This window comes from Lysinibacillus sphaericus, assembly GCF_001629735.1.
Lineage (GTDB): Bacteria > Bacillota > Bacilli > Bacillales_A > Planococcaceae > Lysinibacillus > Lysinibacillus pinottii.
The window spans coordinates 3,486,285-3,501,789 of record NZ_CP015224.1 but is presented as its reverse complement, the minus strand read 5'-3'; the positions used below and the strand labels follow the sequence as shown (position 1 = coordinate 3,501,789).

The 15,505-nt window shown below is 37.6% G+C and carries 18 protein-coding genes and 1 other annotated feature; of the genes, 15 read left to right on the top strand and 3 right to left on the bottom strand.

Going from position 1 to position 15,505, the window contains the following annotated elements; translation table 11 throughout:
* Positions 1 to 91: 91 nt before the first annotated feature.
* Positions 92 to 330, bottom strand: a binding site (T-box leader).
* A gap of 495 nt (positions 331 to 825) precedes the next feature.
* Complete coding sequence (locus A2J09_RS17165; RefSeq protein ID WP_012295897.1) at positions 826 to 2,520, bottom strand: methyl-accepting chemotaxis protein; 1,695 nt, start codon at positions 2,518 to 2,520, stop codon at positions 826 to 828.
* Between the two features lie 311 nt (positions 2,521 to 2,831).
* Here A2J09_RS17165 and A2J09_RS17160 point away from each other — a divergent pair, with 311 nt between their 5' ends.
* The 4 genes from A2J09_RS17160 (at position 2,832) to A2J09_RS17145 (ending at position 5,331) form a co-directional block, all read left to right on the top strand.
* Positions 2,832 to 3,326, top strand: a complete 495-nt coding sequence (locus A2J09_RS17160) for a DUF1648 domain-containing protein (protein WP_012295896.1) — start codon at positions 2,832 to 2,834, stop codon at positions 3,324 to 3,326.
* Between the two features lie 145 nt (positions 3,327 to 3,471).
* Positions 3,472 to 3,651 (top strand): hypothetical protein, encoded by a 180-nt coding sequence (locus tag A2J09_RS17155; RefSeq protein ID WP_012295895.1) that lies wholly within the window; start codon positions 3,472 to 3,474, stop codon positions 3,649 to 3,651.
* 277 nt (positions 3,652 to 3,928) lie between these two features.
* On the top strand, positions 3,929 to 4,306 hold the full coding sequence (locus tag A2J09_RS17150; protein WP_012295893.1) for a VOC family protein: 378 nt from the start codon (positions 3,929 to 3,931) through the stop codon (positions 4,304 to 4,306).
* Positions 4,307 to 4,350: 44 nt separating this feature from the next.
* The gene (locus A2J09_RS17145; protein WP_012295892.1) at positions 4,351 to 5,331 is read left to right on the top strand and encodes a GNAT family N-acetyltransferase; all 981 of its coding nucleotides are present in this window, start codon (positions 4,351 to 4,353) and stop codon (positions 5,329 to 5,331) included.
* Between the two features lie 48 nt (positions 5,332 to 5,379).
* On the opposite strand, the gene A2J09_RS17140 is transcribed toward A2J09_RS17145, so the two are convergent.
* Positions 5,380 to 5,817 carry an Rrf2 family transcriptional regulator gene (locus tag A2J09_RS17140; protein ID WP_012295891.1) on the bottom strand — a complete coding sequence of 146 codons (438 nt, stop codon included), beginning with the start codon at positions 5,815 to 5,817 and terminating at the stop codon, positions 5,380 to 5,382.
* 190 nt (positions 5,818 to 6,007) lie between these two features.
* Between A2J09_RS17140 and hmpA the strand changes: the two genes are divergently transcribed.
* From hmpA to A2J09_RS17085, 11 genes are all read left to right on the top strand, one after another.
* Entirely contained in the window at positions 6,008 to 7,174 is a 1,167-nt protein-coding gene (gene hmpA / locus A2J09_RS17135; RefSeq protein ID WP_036162387.1) for an NO-inducible flavohemoprotein, read from the top strand.
* A 180-nt stretch (positions 7,175 to 7,354) separates the two neighbouring features.
* Complete coding sequence (locus A2J09_RS17130) at positions 7,355 to 7,615, top strand: metal-sensitive transcriptional regulator (protein WP_012295889.1); 261 nt, start codon at positions 7,355 to 7,357, stop codon at positions 7,613 to 7,615.
* A 42-nt stretch (positions 7,616 to 7,657) separates the two neighbouring features.
* Entirely contained in the window at positions 7,658 to 7,999 is a 342-nt protein-coding gene (locus tag A2J09_RS17125; protein WP_012295888.1) for a rhodanese-like domain-containing protein, read from the top strand.
* Positions 8,000 to 8,010: 11 nt separating this feature from the next.
* Positions 8,011 to 8,310, top strand: coding sequence for a rhodanese-like domain-containing protein (locus A2J09_RS17120; RefSeq protein ID WP_012295887.1), 300 nt, complete (start codon positions 8,011 to 8,013; stop codon positions 8,308 to 8,310).
* A gap of 63 nt (positions 8,311 to 8,373) precedes the next feature.
* Complete coding sequence (locus A2J09_RS17115; RefSeq protein WP_031416580.1) at positions 8,374 to 8,922, top strand: sulfurtransferase TusA family protein; 549 nt, start codon at positions 8,374 to 8,376, stop codon at positions 8,920 to 8,922.
* A 16-nt stretch (positions 8,923 to 8,938) separates the two neighbouring features.
* The gene (locus A2J09_RS17110; RefSeq protein WP_012295885.1) at positions 8,939 to 9,334 is read left to right on the top strand and encodes a DsrE/DsrF/DrsH-like family protein; all 396 of its coding nucleotides are present in this window, start codon (positions 8,939 to 8,941) and stop codon (positions 9,332 to 9,334) included.
* Positions 9,335 to 9,418: 84 nt separating this feature from the next.
* Positions 9,419 to 10,546, top strand: coding sequence for an MBL fold metallo-hydrolase (locus tag A2J09_RS17105; protein ID WP_031416578.1), 1,128 nt, complete (start codon positions 9,419 to 9,421; stop codon positions 10,544 to 10,546).
* 145 nt (positions 10,547 to 10,691) lie between these two features.
* A complete protein-coding gene (locus A2J09_RS17100; RefSeq protein ID WP_012295883.1) occupies positions 10,692 to 10,919 on the top strand; it encodes a sulfurtransferase TusA family protein in 228 nt (75 codons plus the stop codon).
* A gap of 68 nt (positions 10,920 to 10,987) precedes the next feature.
* Positions 10,988 to 11,773: a sulfite exporter TauE/SafE family protein gene (locus A2J09_RS17095; RefSeq protein ID WP_012295882.1), complete on the top strand. Its 786-nt coding sequence runs from the start codon at positions 10,988 to 10,990 to the stop codon at positions 11,771 to 11,773.
* 2 nt (positions 11,774 to 11,775) lie between these two features.
* Complete coding sequence (locus A2J09_RS17090; RefSeq protein WP_012295881.1) at positions 11,776 to 12,480, top strand: DsbA family oxidoreductase; 705 nt, start codon at positions 11,776 to 11,778, stop codon at positions 12,478 to 12,480.
* Between the two features lie 231 nt (positions 12,481 to 12,711).
* The gene (locus tag A2J09_RS17085; protein WP_012295880.1) at positions 12,712 to 13,662 is read left to right on the top strand and encodes a c-type cytochrome; all 951 of its coding nucleotides are present in this window, start codon (positions 12,712 to 12,714) and stop codon (positions 13,660 to 13,662) included.
* A 38-nt stretch (positions 13,663 to 13,700) separates the two neighbouring features.
* Here the strand turns inward: A2J09_RS17085 and A2J09_RS17080 are convergent, their stop codons facing one another.
* Positions 13,701 to 15,395, bottom strand: a complete 1,695-nt coding sequence (locus tag A2J09_RS17080) for an FAD-dependent oxidoreductase (RefSeq protein ID WP_012295879.1) — start codon at positions 15,393 to 15,395, stop codon at positions 13,701 to 13,703.
* Positions 15,396 to 15,505: the final 110 nt, after the last annotated feature.

The window sequence follows — 15,505 nt, the reverse complement described above, 5'->3', positions numbered from 1 at the left end:
CTTTAACACTCCTCTTGTAGTTATCAGTATCTAAAAGCTACACGTAGGCCAATGATTCACTAAAAAATAAAAAAACTCATCTCTATTTAAAAATAGAGACGAGTTTATGCTCGCGGTACCACTCTAATTGACCTTCTCTGTACAGAAAAAGTCCCCTTATCGACAGCTATCACTGTCTATCCTGTTAACGGGGGAAACCGACATCCCTTACTAGACTGTTCAGGGAGTAGCTCATGGACGAGTTCAAAATGTGTGTCTACCGATTTACACCAACCATCGGCTCTCTACAAGTACATCACCATTTTTACTATTTCCAATCTTGGCCTGTAATGTGTTGTTGAAAGCAATATTACTTGGATATTAATAACCTGTCAATAATTTTCTAAAAATTTTTTTAATTCTGTCTAAAGTAGTGCTCGTTTTGATAAAAATTTGATAATTGTGAAGTAAATAAATGGCTACTAAAAAAGCAATGTCTGTTAGAAAATAAAAGTTGTGAATGAACGTTAGAAAGGTAGAAGAAAAGAAGAAATTTGTCTTTGATTTAGAAGGTACAATTTGCTTTAAAGGAAGTCCTTGAATGGGGGGTTATCAATGCGTATAGACATGTAGACAAAGTGTGCATGCAGTTATTTTTTTGCCTCCTTTAGAGCAATACGTAAATCTATTGTGTTTGTTTAGGGAAGCGTCAGGTTGGTAAGAGAGCTACTTTACAAGTTGCTAGTGAGGAAGCAGCCATTATATGAAAAATATAAGTGAGTGAAAGCCTATACATATATAGAAAAAAACTGCTCGTTTCCTAGAAGGAATTCGAGCAGTTTTCATTTATTCTATTTTAAAGCGAGAGACTTCTGTTTGAAGCTCCTCAGCCATATTTGAAAGTGTTGCTGCGGAAGCAGCGACTTCCTCGATAGTTGCTAACTGCTCCTCAGAGGCAGAAGCGACATTTTGTAAATTACTAGAAGACATTTGAGCGATTGTTGCTATTTCATCGAAGGATGCATAAATTTGTTCCGCACTGGATGACATTTCTTCTGAAACTGTAGTAGCATCTTGAATTTGCATGGACACTTGTTCAATTAACTCTACAATTTTAGAGAAGCCTTCTTCAGCTACCTGTACCACCTGCATACCGATTTGAACCTCTTGTGTCCCTGTATCCATCACCTTTACAGCACGGTTTGTATCTTGTTGGATTTCTGCTATTAACGTAGCAATTTGCTCTGCAGATTTTTTGGATTGCTCTGCTAACTTTTTCACCTCGTCTGCCACGACGGCAAAGCCTCTCCCGTGATCACCCGCACGAGCTGCCTCAATAGCGGCATTGAGTGCTAATAAATTTGTTTGCTCTGCAATATCTGTAATAATGCCAATAATGTTACCGATTTCTATAGAATGACCGTCTAAATTCTTAACTACGCTTGCAGATTCTAATACAGCAGTATTAATAGTAGTCATTTGTGAAATCACTCGATGTAATGATTTATTGCCCTTTTGAGCCTCTGAATTCGTTTCCATTGCTAGTTCCGAAACCGCCGCCGTAGTAGATGCTAATTGCTGTATGCCCTTTGTCATATTTTTCATCGCTTCAGAGCTTTCTGTAGCATTTTTACCTTGAGCTTCAGAGCCACTTGCCACTTCTTGAATCGAAGAAGTAATCTGCTCTGTCGCTTGGATGGTTTGGTCAGCACTTGCTGTTAATTCTGCAGCAGAGCCACTAACTTGTACAGTGTTGTGACGTACATTTGTAATTAAATCTTTCAAATTAACGGCCATTTGATTAAATGCTTGGGCTAAGTCACCCACTTCATCACGATTTTTAATACGAATCTGTTCAGCCGTTAAGTCACCTTCTGCTATTTTTTTAGCTGCCTTAGCCATACCGTTAATTGGTCGAGACATTAGACTACCAACAACCATTGCAATTATCAGACTTATGACAACTGCAAGAACCCCAAGAAGTATCATTTGGAACTTAATATCTTGAATTTGTTGAGATGTGGCAGCAATTTTTCCGTCAATATATTCATGTTGATAATTGGAAAGGTTTTCAACGCGTTCGTCAAATTGTTTAATAATGAGCCGCCCTTGCGTACTATCGAGCTTTTCGTACTTTTCCGTTTCACCTGAAGCCTTTAACTCAAACATACGATCGGCAAACTGCTGAACATTTTGCTCGCTTTTATTAATAGCTTCTAGAAATTTAATGGATTTTTCGGTCGTCAGAGATGCCATGAGCTCTTCAGATTTTTGTTTAAATTCTGTCCGAGAGTCTTGATTGCTTTGGAGATTTTGTTTATCTCCAAGCAGTAAATAGCCACGCAAACTAACAATCTCTTGTTTGGCAATAACGCGTAATTCCTGAATAGCGATAGATTTAGTTGTTTGCTCCTCCAATAATGTACGATAAGTTTTGTTCACAGAATCAAGCTGCTTTATATTTAAGCCGATAGTAGCAACTAGAACTAAAATAACTATAAAAAAACCGAGTAATAATTTCTTGTAGATAGTAAATCGCATAGATGAAATTTCCTTTCTCAGTATTTAGTAGAAATGTTACAAATTAATGAAATATGTATATATATCATTTATATCAGAAAATATGAATTTTACAAAGTATTATGAGTATTTCTACTGTAATAAATAGTTTAAAGGTGGCAGAAATTTGTGATTGAAGTAATAAAAAAAGAAGATTTTTTGCTAAAATATGCTAGAAATAAAGCGATAGTTAATGGTGTATATTGAATATTAAGCCAATATTCATAAATTTTGAAACTTATAGAGAAGTCAAAACGTAAATTACATATGAAGATGAACTGAGGTGGCACGTAATGTATAGGCCTATTTTAAAAATACCTAAAACAAAGTCTGAAAAGGTTTGTGATTATATTGGAGTTATAATATTCCTCTTATCTATCCTTTATATTTCAGTTATGTGGGGTAAATTGCCTGAAGAAATTCCTGTTCATTTTGATGGTAAAGGTGAGGTTGATCGATGGGGTTCGAAAATAGAGCTCATTATTCTTCCGTTTATAGGTGTGTTTTTATGGATAACAATGAGCCTTTTAGAGAAAGCTCCACATATCCATAACTTTCCGGCTCGTTTGAATGAACAGAATGTAGCAGCATTTTATTTGAACAGCAGAAAAATGTTAAACGAAGTAAAAAATTTCTGTCTTATTTTATTCGCATGCTTATCATTCCAAATGGTACGAATTGCTCTGGAAGAGACTACTTCCATAGGATGGTGGTTCTTGCCAACTGTCATAATTGGGATAATGATACCGATTATTAAAGGCATAGTAGGTACGCGCAAAATAAAATAAAGCTGAACTGTAAACGCTTGGAATATTTCGAGCGTTTATTTTTTGTTTCCAAGCTGTCATTTATTCAGTATACTATCAAAACTAAGATGCAAATGTATGAGCATTTCTTTAGCGGCTTAAAATGAGGGGGAGAAGAGGTGTTTAAATGATGCAAAAGAAATTTAAATTAAAGGATGATTTATCTATTTCCATTCATATCCAGCCACCTCATTCGATAGTAGACGATGTTTTTCACTCTAGAGAGGCACCGTATGACCGTATTATTTCTTTTGCGTTTTCCATAGATGCCATGGTAACTTATTTACAAAAAAGTGATAATAGATAATAGTCTAATGGAGCAAGGCTATTTATTTTTTGTTTATCCTAAAAAGGGTAATAAAAATATGAACAATTTTTTTATCGAGATGAAATTTCCTCAGCAATCCATGTGGATGAGGAAAGGTATGCTGATGGTAGTGATTTAAAGTTTTCTAACCTAATGTCATTAGATGAAACTTTTTCAGTCTTAAGTATTAAGATGGATGGTAAAGGAAGAGGCAAGAAGAAATAAGCCAATAGTCAATGTGTAAGGGATTATGTATGATGAGGGAGCGAAAAAATAGATGAAAAGCGCGACAACTTTTTTAATGTTTCAAGGGCAAGCACATGAAGCTATTGAACAATATCGGCGATGGTTTACAGATTTAGAAGTTGTGCATGTAGAATATATGGAAAATTCTCAGCAGGTAGCAATGGCCACCCTACAATTAAAGGGGTTAAAACTAATGGTGAATGATAGTGTCATACAACATAATTTTTCGTTTACGCCATCGACCTCTATCTTTCTAGAGTGCGAATCTGAGGAAGAAATAAAGAATTTAGTAGCCCAAATAGTGGAGAGTGGGCAAGCGTTGATGCCACTTGATCATTATGGATTTTCAAAGCGATTTGCGTGGATTCAGGATCGCTTTGGTGTCTCCTGGCAGCTATCGTATAGTTGAGAATGGAGTACGACAATAGAATGTTAATAAAAGGGGAATAGAAGATGACGGTAACTTTAGTGAGACATGATATCAAATATGCTGAGGCCATGCATGAGTTGTCTTCTATGCCACAGGTTCGAGATGCACTTGGGTTACCTGTTGGTAAAGTAGAAGATACTATACATTTTATCAAACGTGAATGTATCGATGAAGAAGAAGGGAAGACCGTTCCTCGAGTTGTTTTAAATGAAGAGGGACAGCTAATCGGTGTAACGGCATTAATGTTTATAGACCAACAAAAAAATAGTTGTCATATCGGTTCTTGGCTCGGCCATCCATTTTGGGGGAAAGGTTATAATCTTGAGGCTAAAACAGCTATTTTAGATATCGCCTTTTTTGAGCTTGGATTAAAGCGCGTTTTTGCGGGAGCTAGGAAGGTGAATATTCGTTCCCAAAAGGCACAGGAAAAGCTGAGCTTTATTCGATTAGGGGTGGAAGAAGATTATCCAGAAGAGCATTCATGGTTAGAAGCTAAGGAGAAACAACCATGTGTTTTAAATGTTTTTGAACGTGAGGATTTTGTACGATATCGAACATCTCTAAAAAAAGTAAATGGGAGTCGAGAGGCCTTTTTACCACAACTTTTACTTGCAGATGAGAGTGAAGAGGCTATCCAAAAATACCTAGATGAGGGTACCTTATTTGAAGTAAAGTGTGGAGAAAATCTTGCGGGAGTAGCATTATTAATCCCTCAATCTAATACAACCATCGAGCTGAAGAATATTGCCATTGTGCCAAAATTCCAAGGGAAAGGGCTTGGCAAAGAGGTATTGAGACAACTCACGACATTTTGCGAGAAGGAAGGCTATGAAACGCTTTTAGTTGGAACAGCAAATTCAAGTATTGATAATATAGCCTTTTATCAGAAGGCAGGCTTTCGCATGGAGTCTATTGAAAAGGATTTCTTTCGTGACTATCCAGAGCCCATATATGAAAACGGCATTCGTGCATTAGATATGATTTTCTTTACTAAGCAATTGTGAATATTTTCATAAAGAAATACCCGTCCAACATAGGTTGAGCGGGTATTTTTATTTACCTAGCAGGAGAGCCATTAATTTTTCCTTCGAATGTAAAAAGTCATCTAATGTGTAGCGATCCAGTACAGTCAAGTAAGCCTGTAAAGCTTCGTATAGTACACCTTTTAACTGACATTCAGGAGCTATTTTACATAGATTATTCTCTTTATCGAAACATTCTACTAAATGAAAATCCTCTTCTGTATGACGAACGATTTCACCAATGGTGATGGATTTTGGATCGATGGCTAAGCGAATACCGCCACCTCTTCCGCGAATTGTTTCTATATAGCCTAACAATCCAAGCTGGTGCGTCACTTTCATTAAATGGTTTTTCGATATATTATAAGCCTCTGAAATCTCTTGAATAGTTGATAATTGGCCATCTTCTTTAGCACCTAAGTAAATAAGCGTACGAAGAGAATAGTCTGTGTATAAAGTTAAGCGCATAAGAACACCCTACTTTCTATAATTCAAAACAATTATAGCATTTTTATAATGAAGTATAATATTTTCAAACCTTTTTTAAAGATGTATTTAAAATACATTAATTATGTCCATTTTGTTAAAGATGTATTTTACATATTGCTTTAAGAAAATGAAAGCGTTATATTGTAATCACGAAAGGATGGTAAGCGATATGTTAAAACAAGAAACTATTCAAATCATTAAGGCAACAGTTCCTGTATTAGAAGTTCATGGTGTAGAAATTACAAAGACGTTTTACAAAAATATGTTTCAAGCTCATCCAGAATTACTGAATATTTTTAACCACACTAACCAAGAAAAAGGTCGTCAGCAAACAGCATTAGCAAATACAGTTTATGCTGCGGCCGTTCATATTGAAAATTTAGAGGCTATTTTACCAGCAGTCATGCTTATTGCACATAAACACCGTAGTTTAGGTATCTTACCTGAGCATTATCCAATTGTTGGTGAAAACTTACTAAAAGCGATTAAGGAAGTACTTGGCGACGCGGCGACAGACGATATTATTAATGCATGGGCTGAGGCATATGGCGTTATTGCAGATGTTTTCATTCAAGTAGAAGAAGAGTTATACCAAAAAGCGGAAAATAATGGTGGGTGGCGTCTATTTAGACCATTAAAAGTGGCGAAAAAAGTGGTAGAAAGTGACTTAGTTACATCTGTTTATTTTGTCAATGAGGATGGCTCAGCATTGCCAGCTTACGAACCGGGACAATACATTAGTATTCGTGTGAAAGTTCCTGGTGTAGAGTATTTAATGAACCGTCAATACACACTTTCTCAAGCAAGTGCAGAAGATGGTTACCGTATTTCAGTAAAACGTGAAAGTGATCAGACGCCAAACGGAAAAGTGTCAAACTTTATTCATGATGACTTACAAGTTGGAGATTTAGTAGATGTAAGTGTGCCAGCAGGATTATTCGTTTTGGAAGAAACTACTGCTCCTATTACATTTGTTAGTGGTGGTATAGGTGTAACACCATTAAACAGTATGCTACAATCCCTAAAAGATGATGCAACGAATAAAGTTAACTTTATCCAATGTGCACGCAATGAGAAAGTTGTAGCGTTTAGCGATGATATTCAAGGAAAGGTAAATGCGCTACCTAATGCATCGTATACGGCTCTATATTCTGATGAAAACAAGCAAATTACGAAAGAATTATTAGCAGAAAGAGTGGCTGATAATGCTGATGTCTATGTATGTGGACCTGTAGGCTTTATGGAAGCAGTTATTAAAAACTTACAAGAAATTGGCGTTAAAGATGAAAAAATTCACTATGAATTCTTCGGACCGGCTATGCAATTAGCTAAATAATATAGTGGAATCCCTGTGATGAGTAATGACTCATAGCAGGGTTTTTTGTATAAGTCGATACCGATAGTGGTCTTCAAGAAAAAGAGTTGAAGCTTTCATGTTGACAATATACCTATTGGGGTATAATATGAATCTCGTAAGTAAGTTCAATCTATCGTTTTGAAAGGAGGCTGGAACAGAATGGCTTATGACTCTAAAACAGCTAATCGAGTAAAGCGGATGGAAGGTCAATTACGCGGAATCTTACGCATGATGGAGGAAGGTCAAAACTGTAAGGATGTGATTACACAGCTGTCGGCCGTGCGTTCAGCGGTTGATCGGACAATAGGAGTTATTGTTAGTGAAAATTTATTAGATTGTGTCACCACTGCTGAGGGCAATGCGGAAAAGATGAACTCAGCCATTCAAGAAGCAATGGATTTAGTGGTGAAAAGCAGATAGTTTTATATACCCTTTAACGTATAAAAAAGGAGGAGTGATAACTTGGAAACATGGATCGTTATTGCAATTATTGCAGCATTTTTCATTTGGCGAATGAAACCAACAAAGGGTGTTCAATCTATTTCTACAGTCCAATTAAAAAATATGCTGAATGATAAGGATAAGATATTTATCGACGTACGCACGCCAGCGGAGTTTAAAGGACGCCATATCTCTCAGTTTAAAAATATGCCGCTTGGGTCCGGCTTTAACAAACTACCGAAGGATAAAGAAGTGGTTGTGATTTGTCAAAGTGGTATGCGTAGTAGTCAGGCATGTAAGCAATTGAAAAAGCAAGGCTTTGAGCGTGTTACAAATGTTCGCGGTGGAATGAGCGCGTATTAGGAGGAAAGTAAATGAAGGAAATTACAGCAAAGGAAGTAGAGCAAGCAATCATTCAGGGGAAAAAACTGAGCCTGATTGATGTACGAGAGGTAGAAGAGGTAGCGGCTGGTCATATTCCGGGTATAATCCATATTCCACTCGGTTTATTAGAGTTCCGTGTACAGGATTTGAATAAGGATGAACCGTATATTATGGTTTGCCGATCAGGTGCTCGTAGTGCTCGTGCTACCGAAATTTTAGAAGGTAAAGGCTTTCATGTTTCAAATATGGTTGGTGGAATGTTGTCCTGGGAGGGCGAAGTACAATACTAGCTTATAGCTATATTTTTTTGTTGAAAATAATACCCTTGTAGGTATATGGAGGTTGTAATGAGAATGAAGGCAGATTTTCAGCTAGATGCCAAGGGCCTTTCTTGCCCGTTACCCATTGTTAAAACGAAAAAAGCAATGGCTGATCTTATAGACGGTCAAATTTTAGAAGTATGTGCGACAGATAGAGGCTCTAAAGCTGATATTGCAGCTTGGGCAGAAACTGTAGGTCACCAATATATTGGCACTTTAGAAAATGAAGGGGTGCTCAAGCATTATATTCGCAAATGTACAAACGATCAAATAGAAGAAATTTCGTTTGATCAAACGATTGATTTAGAGCAAATCATCAATCGTGACGGATTAATTCTTGATGTGCGTGAAGAAGCAGAGTTTGCCTTTGGACATATTGAGGGCGCTAAATCTATTCCAATGGGTGAATTGGAAGCGCGACTGTCAGAGCTCGATAAAGAGCAAGAGATTTATGTTATTTGTCGTACTGGAAAGCGCAGCGATATGGCTGCACAGAAGCTAGCCTTACATGGTTTTATAAAGGTCTTTAACGTTCTACCAGGAATGACATCCTGGCAAGGTAAATTAACAAAAAACATTTAATAGGAGGAATTTTATTATGTCAAACAAAGTAGCAATTATTGCAAGTAACGGTGGTTTATTTGATGCGTATAAGGTGTTCAATATTGCAACAGCGGCAGCAGCTTCTGAGAAGGAGGTAGCGATTTTCTTCACGTTTGAAGGATTGAATCTCATTCATAAGCAAGGGATGCATGCGTTACCAATACCTGCTGGAGCAGAGCAATTTGAGGAAGGCTTTGCGAAAGCGAATGTTCCTGCCATTCCTCAATTAGTGGACATAGCCCAAGAATTAGGTGTTAAATTTATTGCTTGTCAAATGACTATGGATGTAATGGGCTTATCGACAGATGATTTTATTGATGGTATTGAAGTAGGAGGAGCTGTTACTTTCCTTGAGTTTGCAAAAGATGCAGCACCATCACTAACTTTCTAAAGAATTCTTTTGTACCAGTAAGGCGGAGGGGAATGCCTCTCCGCTCTAAAAAACTTTGAAATTATACCTATGGGGGTTATATACATGCCGATGCAGAAATGGAATGCTTCACAAATTGCCAAAAAGGTCATTAACAATGAAGAATTGTTTATTTTAGATGTTCGTAATGCAGATGCATTTGAAGACTGGAAAATAGAAGGACATCGATTTGAGTACTTAAATGTACCATATTTTGAACTGTTAGATGGTGTTGAGGAGATCTTGCCGAAAATCCCCTCCAATAAAAAAATTCTAGTCGTTTGTGCTAAAGAAGGATCATCATTGATGGTGGCTGAAATGCTATCGGAAGCTGGTCGAGATGTTGCCTATTTAGCAGGTGGTATGAAATCTTGGAGTGAATATTTAGAGCCTATTAAAGTGGGTGATTTAACGGGTGGGGGAGAGCTGTATCAATTTGTCCGTTTAGGGAAGGGCTGTCTTTCTTATATGGTGATATCTGAAGGTGAGGCAGCTATCATTGATGCTGTTCGCTTTACAGATGTATTTATAAGTTTCGCTGAACAGAAGAATGTGAAAATCACACATGTTTTTGATACACATTTACACGCCGATCATATTTCAGGTGGACGTCATATAGCTGAGGCAACTGGTGCGGTCTATTACTTGCCGCCGAAAGATGCAGAAGAGGTTGTATTTTCCTATATACCGTTAGTTGATGGAGTGACTGTTCAAATTGGTAATTCAAAAATAGATGTAGGAGCTATTTACTCACCAGGTCATACAATTGGCTCTACATCATTTGTAGTCGATAGCAAATATTTGTTAACAGGGGATATTTTATTTATCGATTCTATTGGACGTCCTGATTTAGCAGGCCTTGCTGAGGATTGGGTTGGAGATTTACGAGATACACTTTACAAACGTTATCGAGAATTATCGGGTGAGCTTATCGTGTTACCAGCTCATTTTATGATAATTGATGAACTTAACGAAGATGGGACAGTAGCAAAACGACTAGGGGATTTATTTGTACAAAATCATGGTTTGAATATTTATGATGAAGTTGAATTTAAACGTGTCGTGACAGATCAATTACCACCACAACCTAATGCCTATCAAGAAATCCGTCAGGTAAATATGGGGAAAATAACTCCCACACCAGATGAACAAACTGAAATGGAAATCGGTCCAAATCGCTGTGCTGTTCGATAAAATTTGCTAAAAGTACAATAGGTACGTCTGTGTATTATAAATGTGGATATTCCAGATATTGAAGGTGCTCATCCTTCAGGAATCTAAAATAACAAGAAGAACCGGCAAATCGCTTACAACCTTTGCCGTGCTGAAGGGGATCAATATGAAGTCAAATTTACAATTAGATGCAAAAGGTCTTTCGTGTCCAATGCCCATTGTGAAAACAAAAAAGGCGATAGATACATTAAATACTGGAGAAATTTTAGAAGTTCAGGTGACAGATAAAGGAGCTTTAGCGGATATTCCTGCTTGGGCAAAAGCTGGAGGTCATAATATATTAGATCAATCTGAAGAAGCAGGTGTTATTACGTTTTTAATTCAGAAAGCTTAAGGCTAATGGAGGGTTGTCTATTAAATAGAACAACCCTTCTTTCACTTTTCGGAAGGAAGGAAAAATGTATGGATATTACATGGATATTAACGATCTTTTTGATTGGTTTTCTTGGTTCGTTTGTATCAGGGATGTTAGGTATTGGTGGTGCCATTATTAATTACCCGATGCTACTGTATATTCCACCATTATTAGGATTTATGGCCTTTTCAGCTCATGAGGTTTCCGGAATTATTGCCATACAAGTATTTTTTGCTTCCATAGCTGGTGTATGGGTATATCGCAAAGGTGGATATTTAAATAAATCACTCATTATCTATATGGGTGGTGCTATATTAACAGGAAGTTTTGTTGGTAGTTTTGGTTCCAAATTTTTATCAGAGGCAGGCATAAATATAGTTTATGGTGTGCTAGCCTTAATAGCCGCAGTCATGATGTTTATTCCCAAAAAACAAATTGACGATCAACCTATGCAGGATGTTACTTTTAATAAAACATTGGCCATTTTATTAGCCGTAGTTGTTGGTATTGGTTCAGGTATTGTCGGAGCAGGTGGTGGGTTCTTATTAGTCCCCATTATGCTAGTGGTTTTAGGAATCCCTACGCGTATGACCATTGCGACTAGTTTAGCGATTACATTTATCTCCTCTATAGGGGGAATGGTTGGAAAATTAATGACAGGACAAGTTGAATATTTCCCTGCGCTCATAATGATTATTACCAGTCTTATAGCGGCCCCACTTGGTGCAAAGGCTGGGAAAAAATTGAATACCAAAAGCTTGCAAGGCATTTTGGCAATGCTCATATTGGCTACTGCCATTAAAATTTGGGTAGATATTATTGGGGGGGGATAACTTTGAAAATTGAAGTTTTCACGGATTTTACTTGTCCATTTTGTTATATTGCCAAGTTAGAATTGGAACGTGCAATTGATACAAGTGGCTATTCGGGACAAGTAGAAATTGAATACAAGGCTTATCAAATAGCTCCGGATACGCCTAAAGTAAGTGCACCGACTTTTTTAGACGCGTTGGCTATAAAGTATAACGCAACACGTGAAGAAGTATATGATATGACAGCGAATATGGCATCCAGAGCTGCAGAAGTTGGGTTGTATTATAATTTTGAAAAGATGAAAACAGCTCACACAGAAAAAGCACATCGTTTAGCAAAATGGACGCAGCAATTTGGTCAAGCATCGGCATATACAGAAGCACTGATGGCTGGTCATTTTATGGCTGGGGAAGATGTGAATGATGATTCTTTTTTATTAAAAGTGATTGGGCAATTAGGCTTAGATATAAATGGGGCGCAGGAAGTTCTAGCTACTAATGCCTTTCTTGAGGCTTTAAACCTGGATCGATATGATGCGCAGCAACTTGGTATACAAAGTGTCCCATTCTTTGTATTTGAAAATCGTTATGGCATTAAAGGGGCAGAGCCAAATGAAGTCTTTGTGCGAACTTTACATCAGACAGCTAAAATAGTGGGAATTCAGCCAAGCATTAAATTAGTGGGAACAGGTGAGGATACGTGTACAAATGGGGCGTGTAACCTGTAAACTGATGAATGGGTGTCGAGTACTTAAAGTACTCGACATTTTTTTGATTCAACTACATACTGCAAGAGGTATTAAGTCTTGATTTTGGTGTAGTAGTACAATAAATTATGGTTAATTTATCCATTTTTATCATCTGAATGGTTCTATTTTATAGTAGTGTGAGAAAAATCACATCCAATAAAATGCTATGTTGCTAAAATATAAGTGAGTATACAAAGGGGGGTATTATAGATGAAACCTATAGTAGCAGGAGTAGCAGGGACAGTATTGTTAGTAGGCACAATTTTTGTAGCAACAATTATTAGTGACAAAATTACAGTTGATTCGATTGTGGAGGAGAACGATACGACAGTGCAGGCGCAATTACCAACGACAGCAGCTGCTCAGTCAGTTGTCTACGCTCCACCAAGTATTGATGAAGTGCCAGAAGGACCTATGAAAGAGGCAATATTAAACGGCTATGAGCTTGTTAATAATACGCATGTTGCGGCGGACGAATATGTTGGGAATCAATTATCATGCACAAGCTGCCATGCTGGTGCTGGCTATGACGAGCAAGCATCTTCATTAGTAGGAGTAATGGCCAATTATCCACAATATATTGGACGCTCGGGTGGTGTAGTTACAATTGAAGAGCGCATTAACGGCTGTATGGTTCGTAGTATGAATGGTAAAAAATTTGAAATGAATAGTGATGAGCTAGAGGCTATGGTCGCTTATTTTGCATATATTTCTGAAGGTATTCCAATTGGAGCAAAACGAGAATGGGCAGGTACTAGTGATATGAAGAATGTACCAATTCCAAATGTTGATAATGGTGAGGAGCTTTATGGTCAGTCCTGTATAGCTTGTCATGCGGCTGATGGCTCTGGAACGGGTGCTAATACTGGTCCAGCATTATGGGGAGATAATTCCTTTAACGACGGTGCGGGCATGGCACGTATGTCAAAAATGGCTGGCTATATTCAAAATAATATGCCAGTAGGTGCAGCAGGGACGTTAACAGATCAAGAAGCAGCTGATTTAGCAGCGTTTATTTTATCTCAAGATCGCCCTGAATGGCCAAATCACGATAAAGACTGGCCAAAAGGCGGAAAACCAAATGATATTATGAGTAAAGAAAAACGTGAGCAAGTTAAAAATGGTACTATTGATTGGGAAAAGGTACTATCTACAAACTAACTTAAAAGGGATGCCGTTTTATGGGCATCCCTTTTAAGTTATTTAAAATTATAAGCAGTAACAATTTTATCTCTGTTTGTTGTGATATCTGTAAAATATTCATATAGGCTAATACCGAGAAATGACCCACTTACGTTAAAGACATTAGAGAAACCGCTATTCTGAAGGGCCATAACAGCATTATAGCTACGTTGACCGGATCGGCAATGTACATACACAGGTTGATCCTGCGGTATCTCATGCATTCTTTCTCGAAGTTCACTTAGAGGAATATTGTGTGCATGAAGGAGATGTCCAGATTCAAATTCATTCTTTTCACGTACGTCTAAGAAGTAGGCTTGATTTTCAATAAGTGGTCTCACTTCATCTACTTTTATTTGTTTGAAGTATCCGTGTAATAGATTTTGAGCTACAAGAGCTGCCAAATTGACAATATCACGGGCAGTGCTAAACATTGGAGAATAGGATAGCTCTAGCTCCTTCAAATCTTCTAAAGTACCACCCATGGAGATGAGGGTTGCTATCACATCAATCCTTTTATCTGCATTGCCTTTACCTATAGCTTGGGCTCCAAGGATTTTACCTGTGGGTGTTTCATAAACGAGCTTAAAATGAAGAGCATGACTATTTGGCATTAAGCCTACTTTATCTGGAGCTATCAAATAAACGCTTTTAGACTGAAAGCCATTTGCTCGAGCTGTTTTTTCGTTCAAACCAGTTGATGCACATACGAGGTCGAAAATTTGTACACTTGAAGATCCAATAACCCCTTTATTGTGTTGAGTGATGTTAAACATATGATTAGCTGCAGCACGTGCCTGTCGCTGAGCGGGACCAGCCAAAGCGAGGCGCGTCTGTTTATGGGTAAGTTGATGGAATACTTCAATCGCATCTCCCACAGCGTATATGGAAGGATCAGATGTCACATAATTAGCATCAACCAGAATGCCCCCTAGTTCACCGATAGTTAGCCCAGCCTCTTTAGCTAAGTGGATTTCAGGACGAACGCCAATCGCTAACACTACTGCTTGTGCTGTCAATTGTTTTCCAGAATTTAACGTCACATAATCTGGAGTAACCTTTGCAAGACCGTCATTGACAATGACTTGAACCCCCTTATCAATCATTTCCTTGTGCAATATTTGAGCCATATCAACATCAAAAGGAGCCATAATTTGTTGGCCGAATTCAACTAAAGAGACATTATAGCCTGCTAGCTTCAAATTTTCTGCTACCTCTACACCAATAAAGCCCCCGCCGACCACTGCAATGTCCTGTACATGATCTGTTTGTAGATATCGATTTAAACGCTCAATATCAGTCACGTTTCTAATGGTAAAGACGTGCTCAGAATGAATACCCTCTAAGTCGGGGACGATAGGACTTGCTCCTGGAGATAAAATTAACGTATCGTAACTTTCCTCATACTCTCTATTTATTGTTAAATCCTTAATAGTGATGGTTTTTTGCTCTCTGTTAATACGTACAACTTCTTGCTGAACACGAGCCTCGATATTGTATTTTGCTTGAAAGCCTTGAGGCGTCATTAAAATTAATTTGTCACTATTTTCAACAATCCCGCTTAAATGGAAGGGGAGAGAACAATTAGAGAATGAAACATTTGGCCCTTTTTCAAACATAATTATTTCTGCCCTTTCATCGAGACGACGGATACGAGCAGCAGTGGATGCCCCACCTGCAACGCCACCAACTATTAAAAATTTTTTACTCAATTGTAAACACTCCTTTTAAAATTAATACATAATAGGGTATATAAGTGCTTTTAAATAAAGGTTGAAGTTCTCTGAATAGATAAATTATGCAGTATAAACACTACAATTAA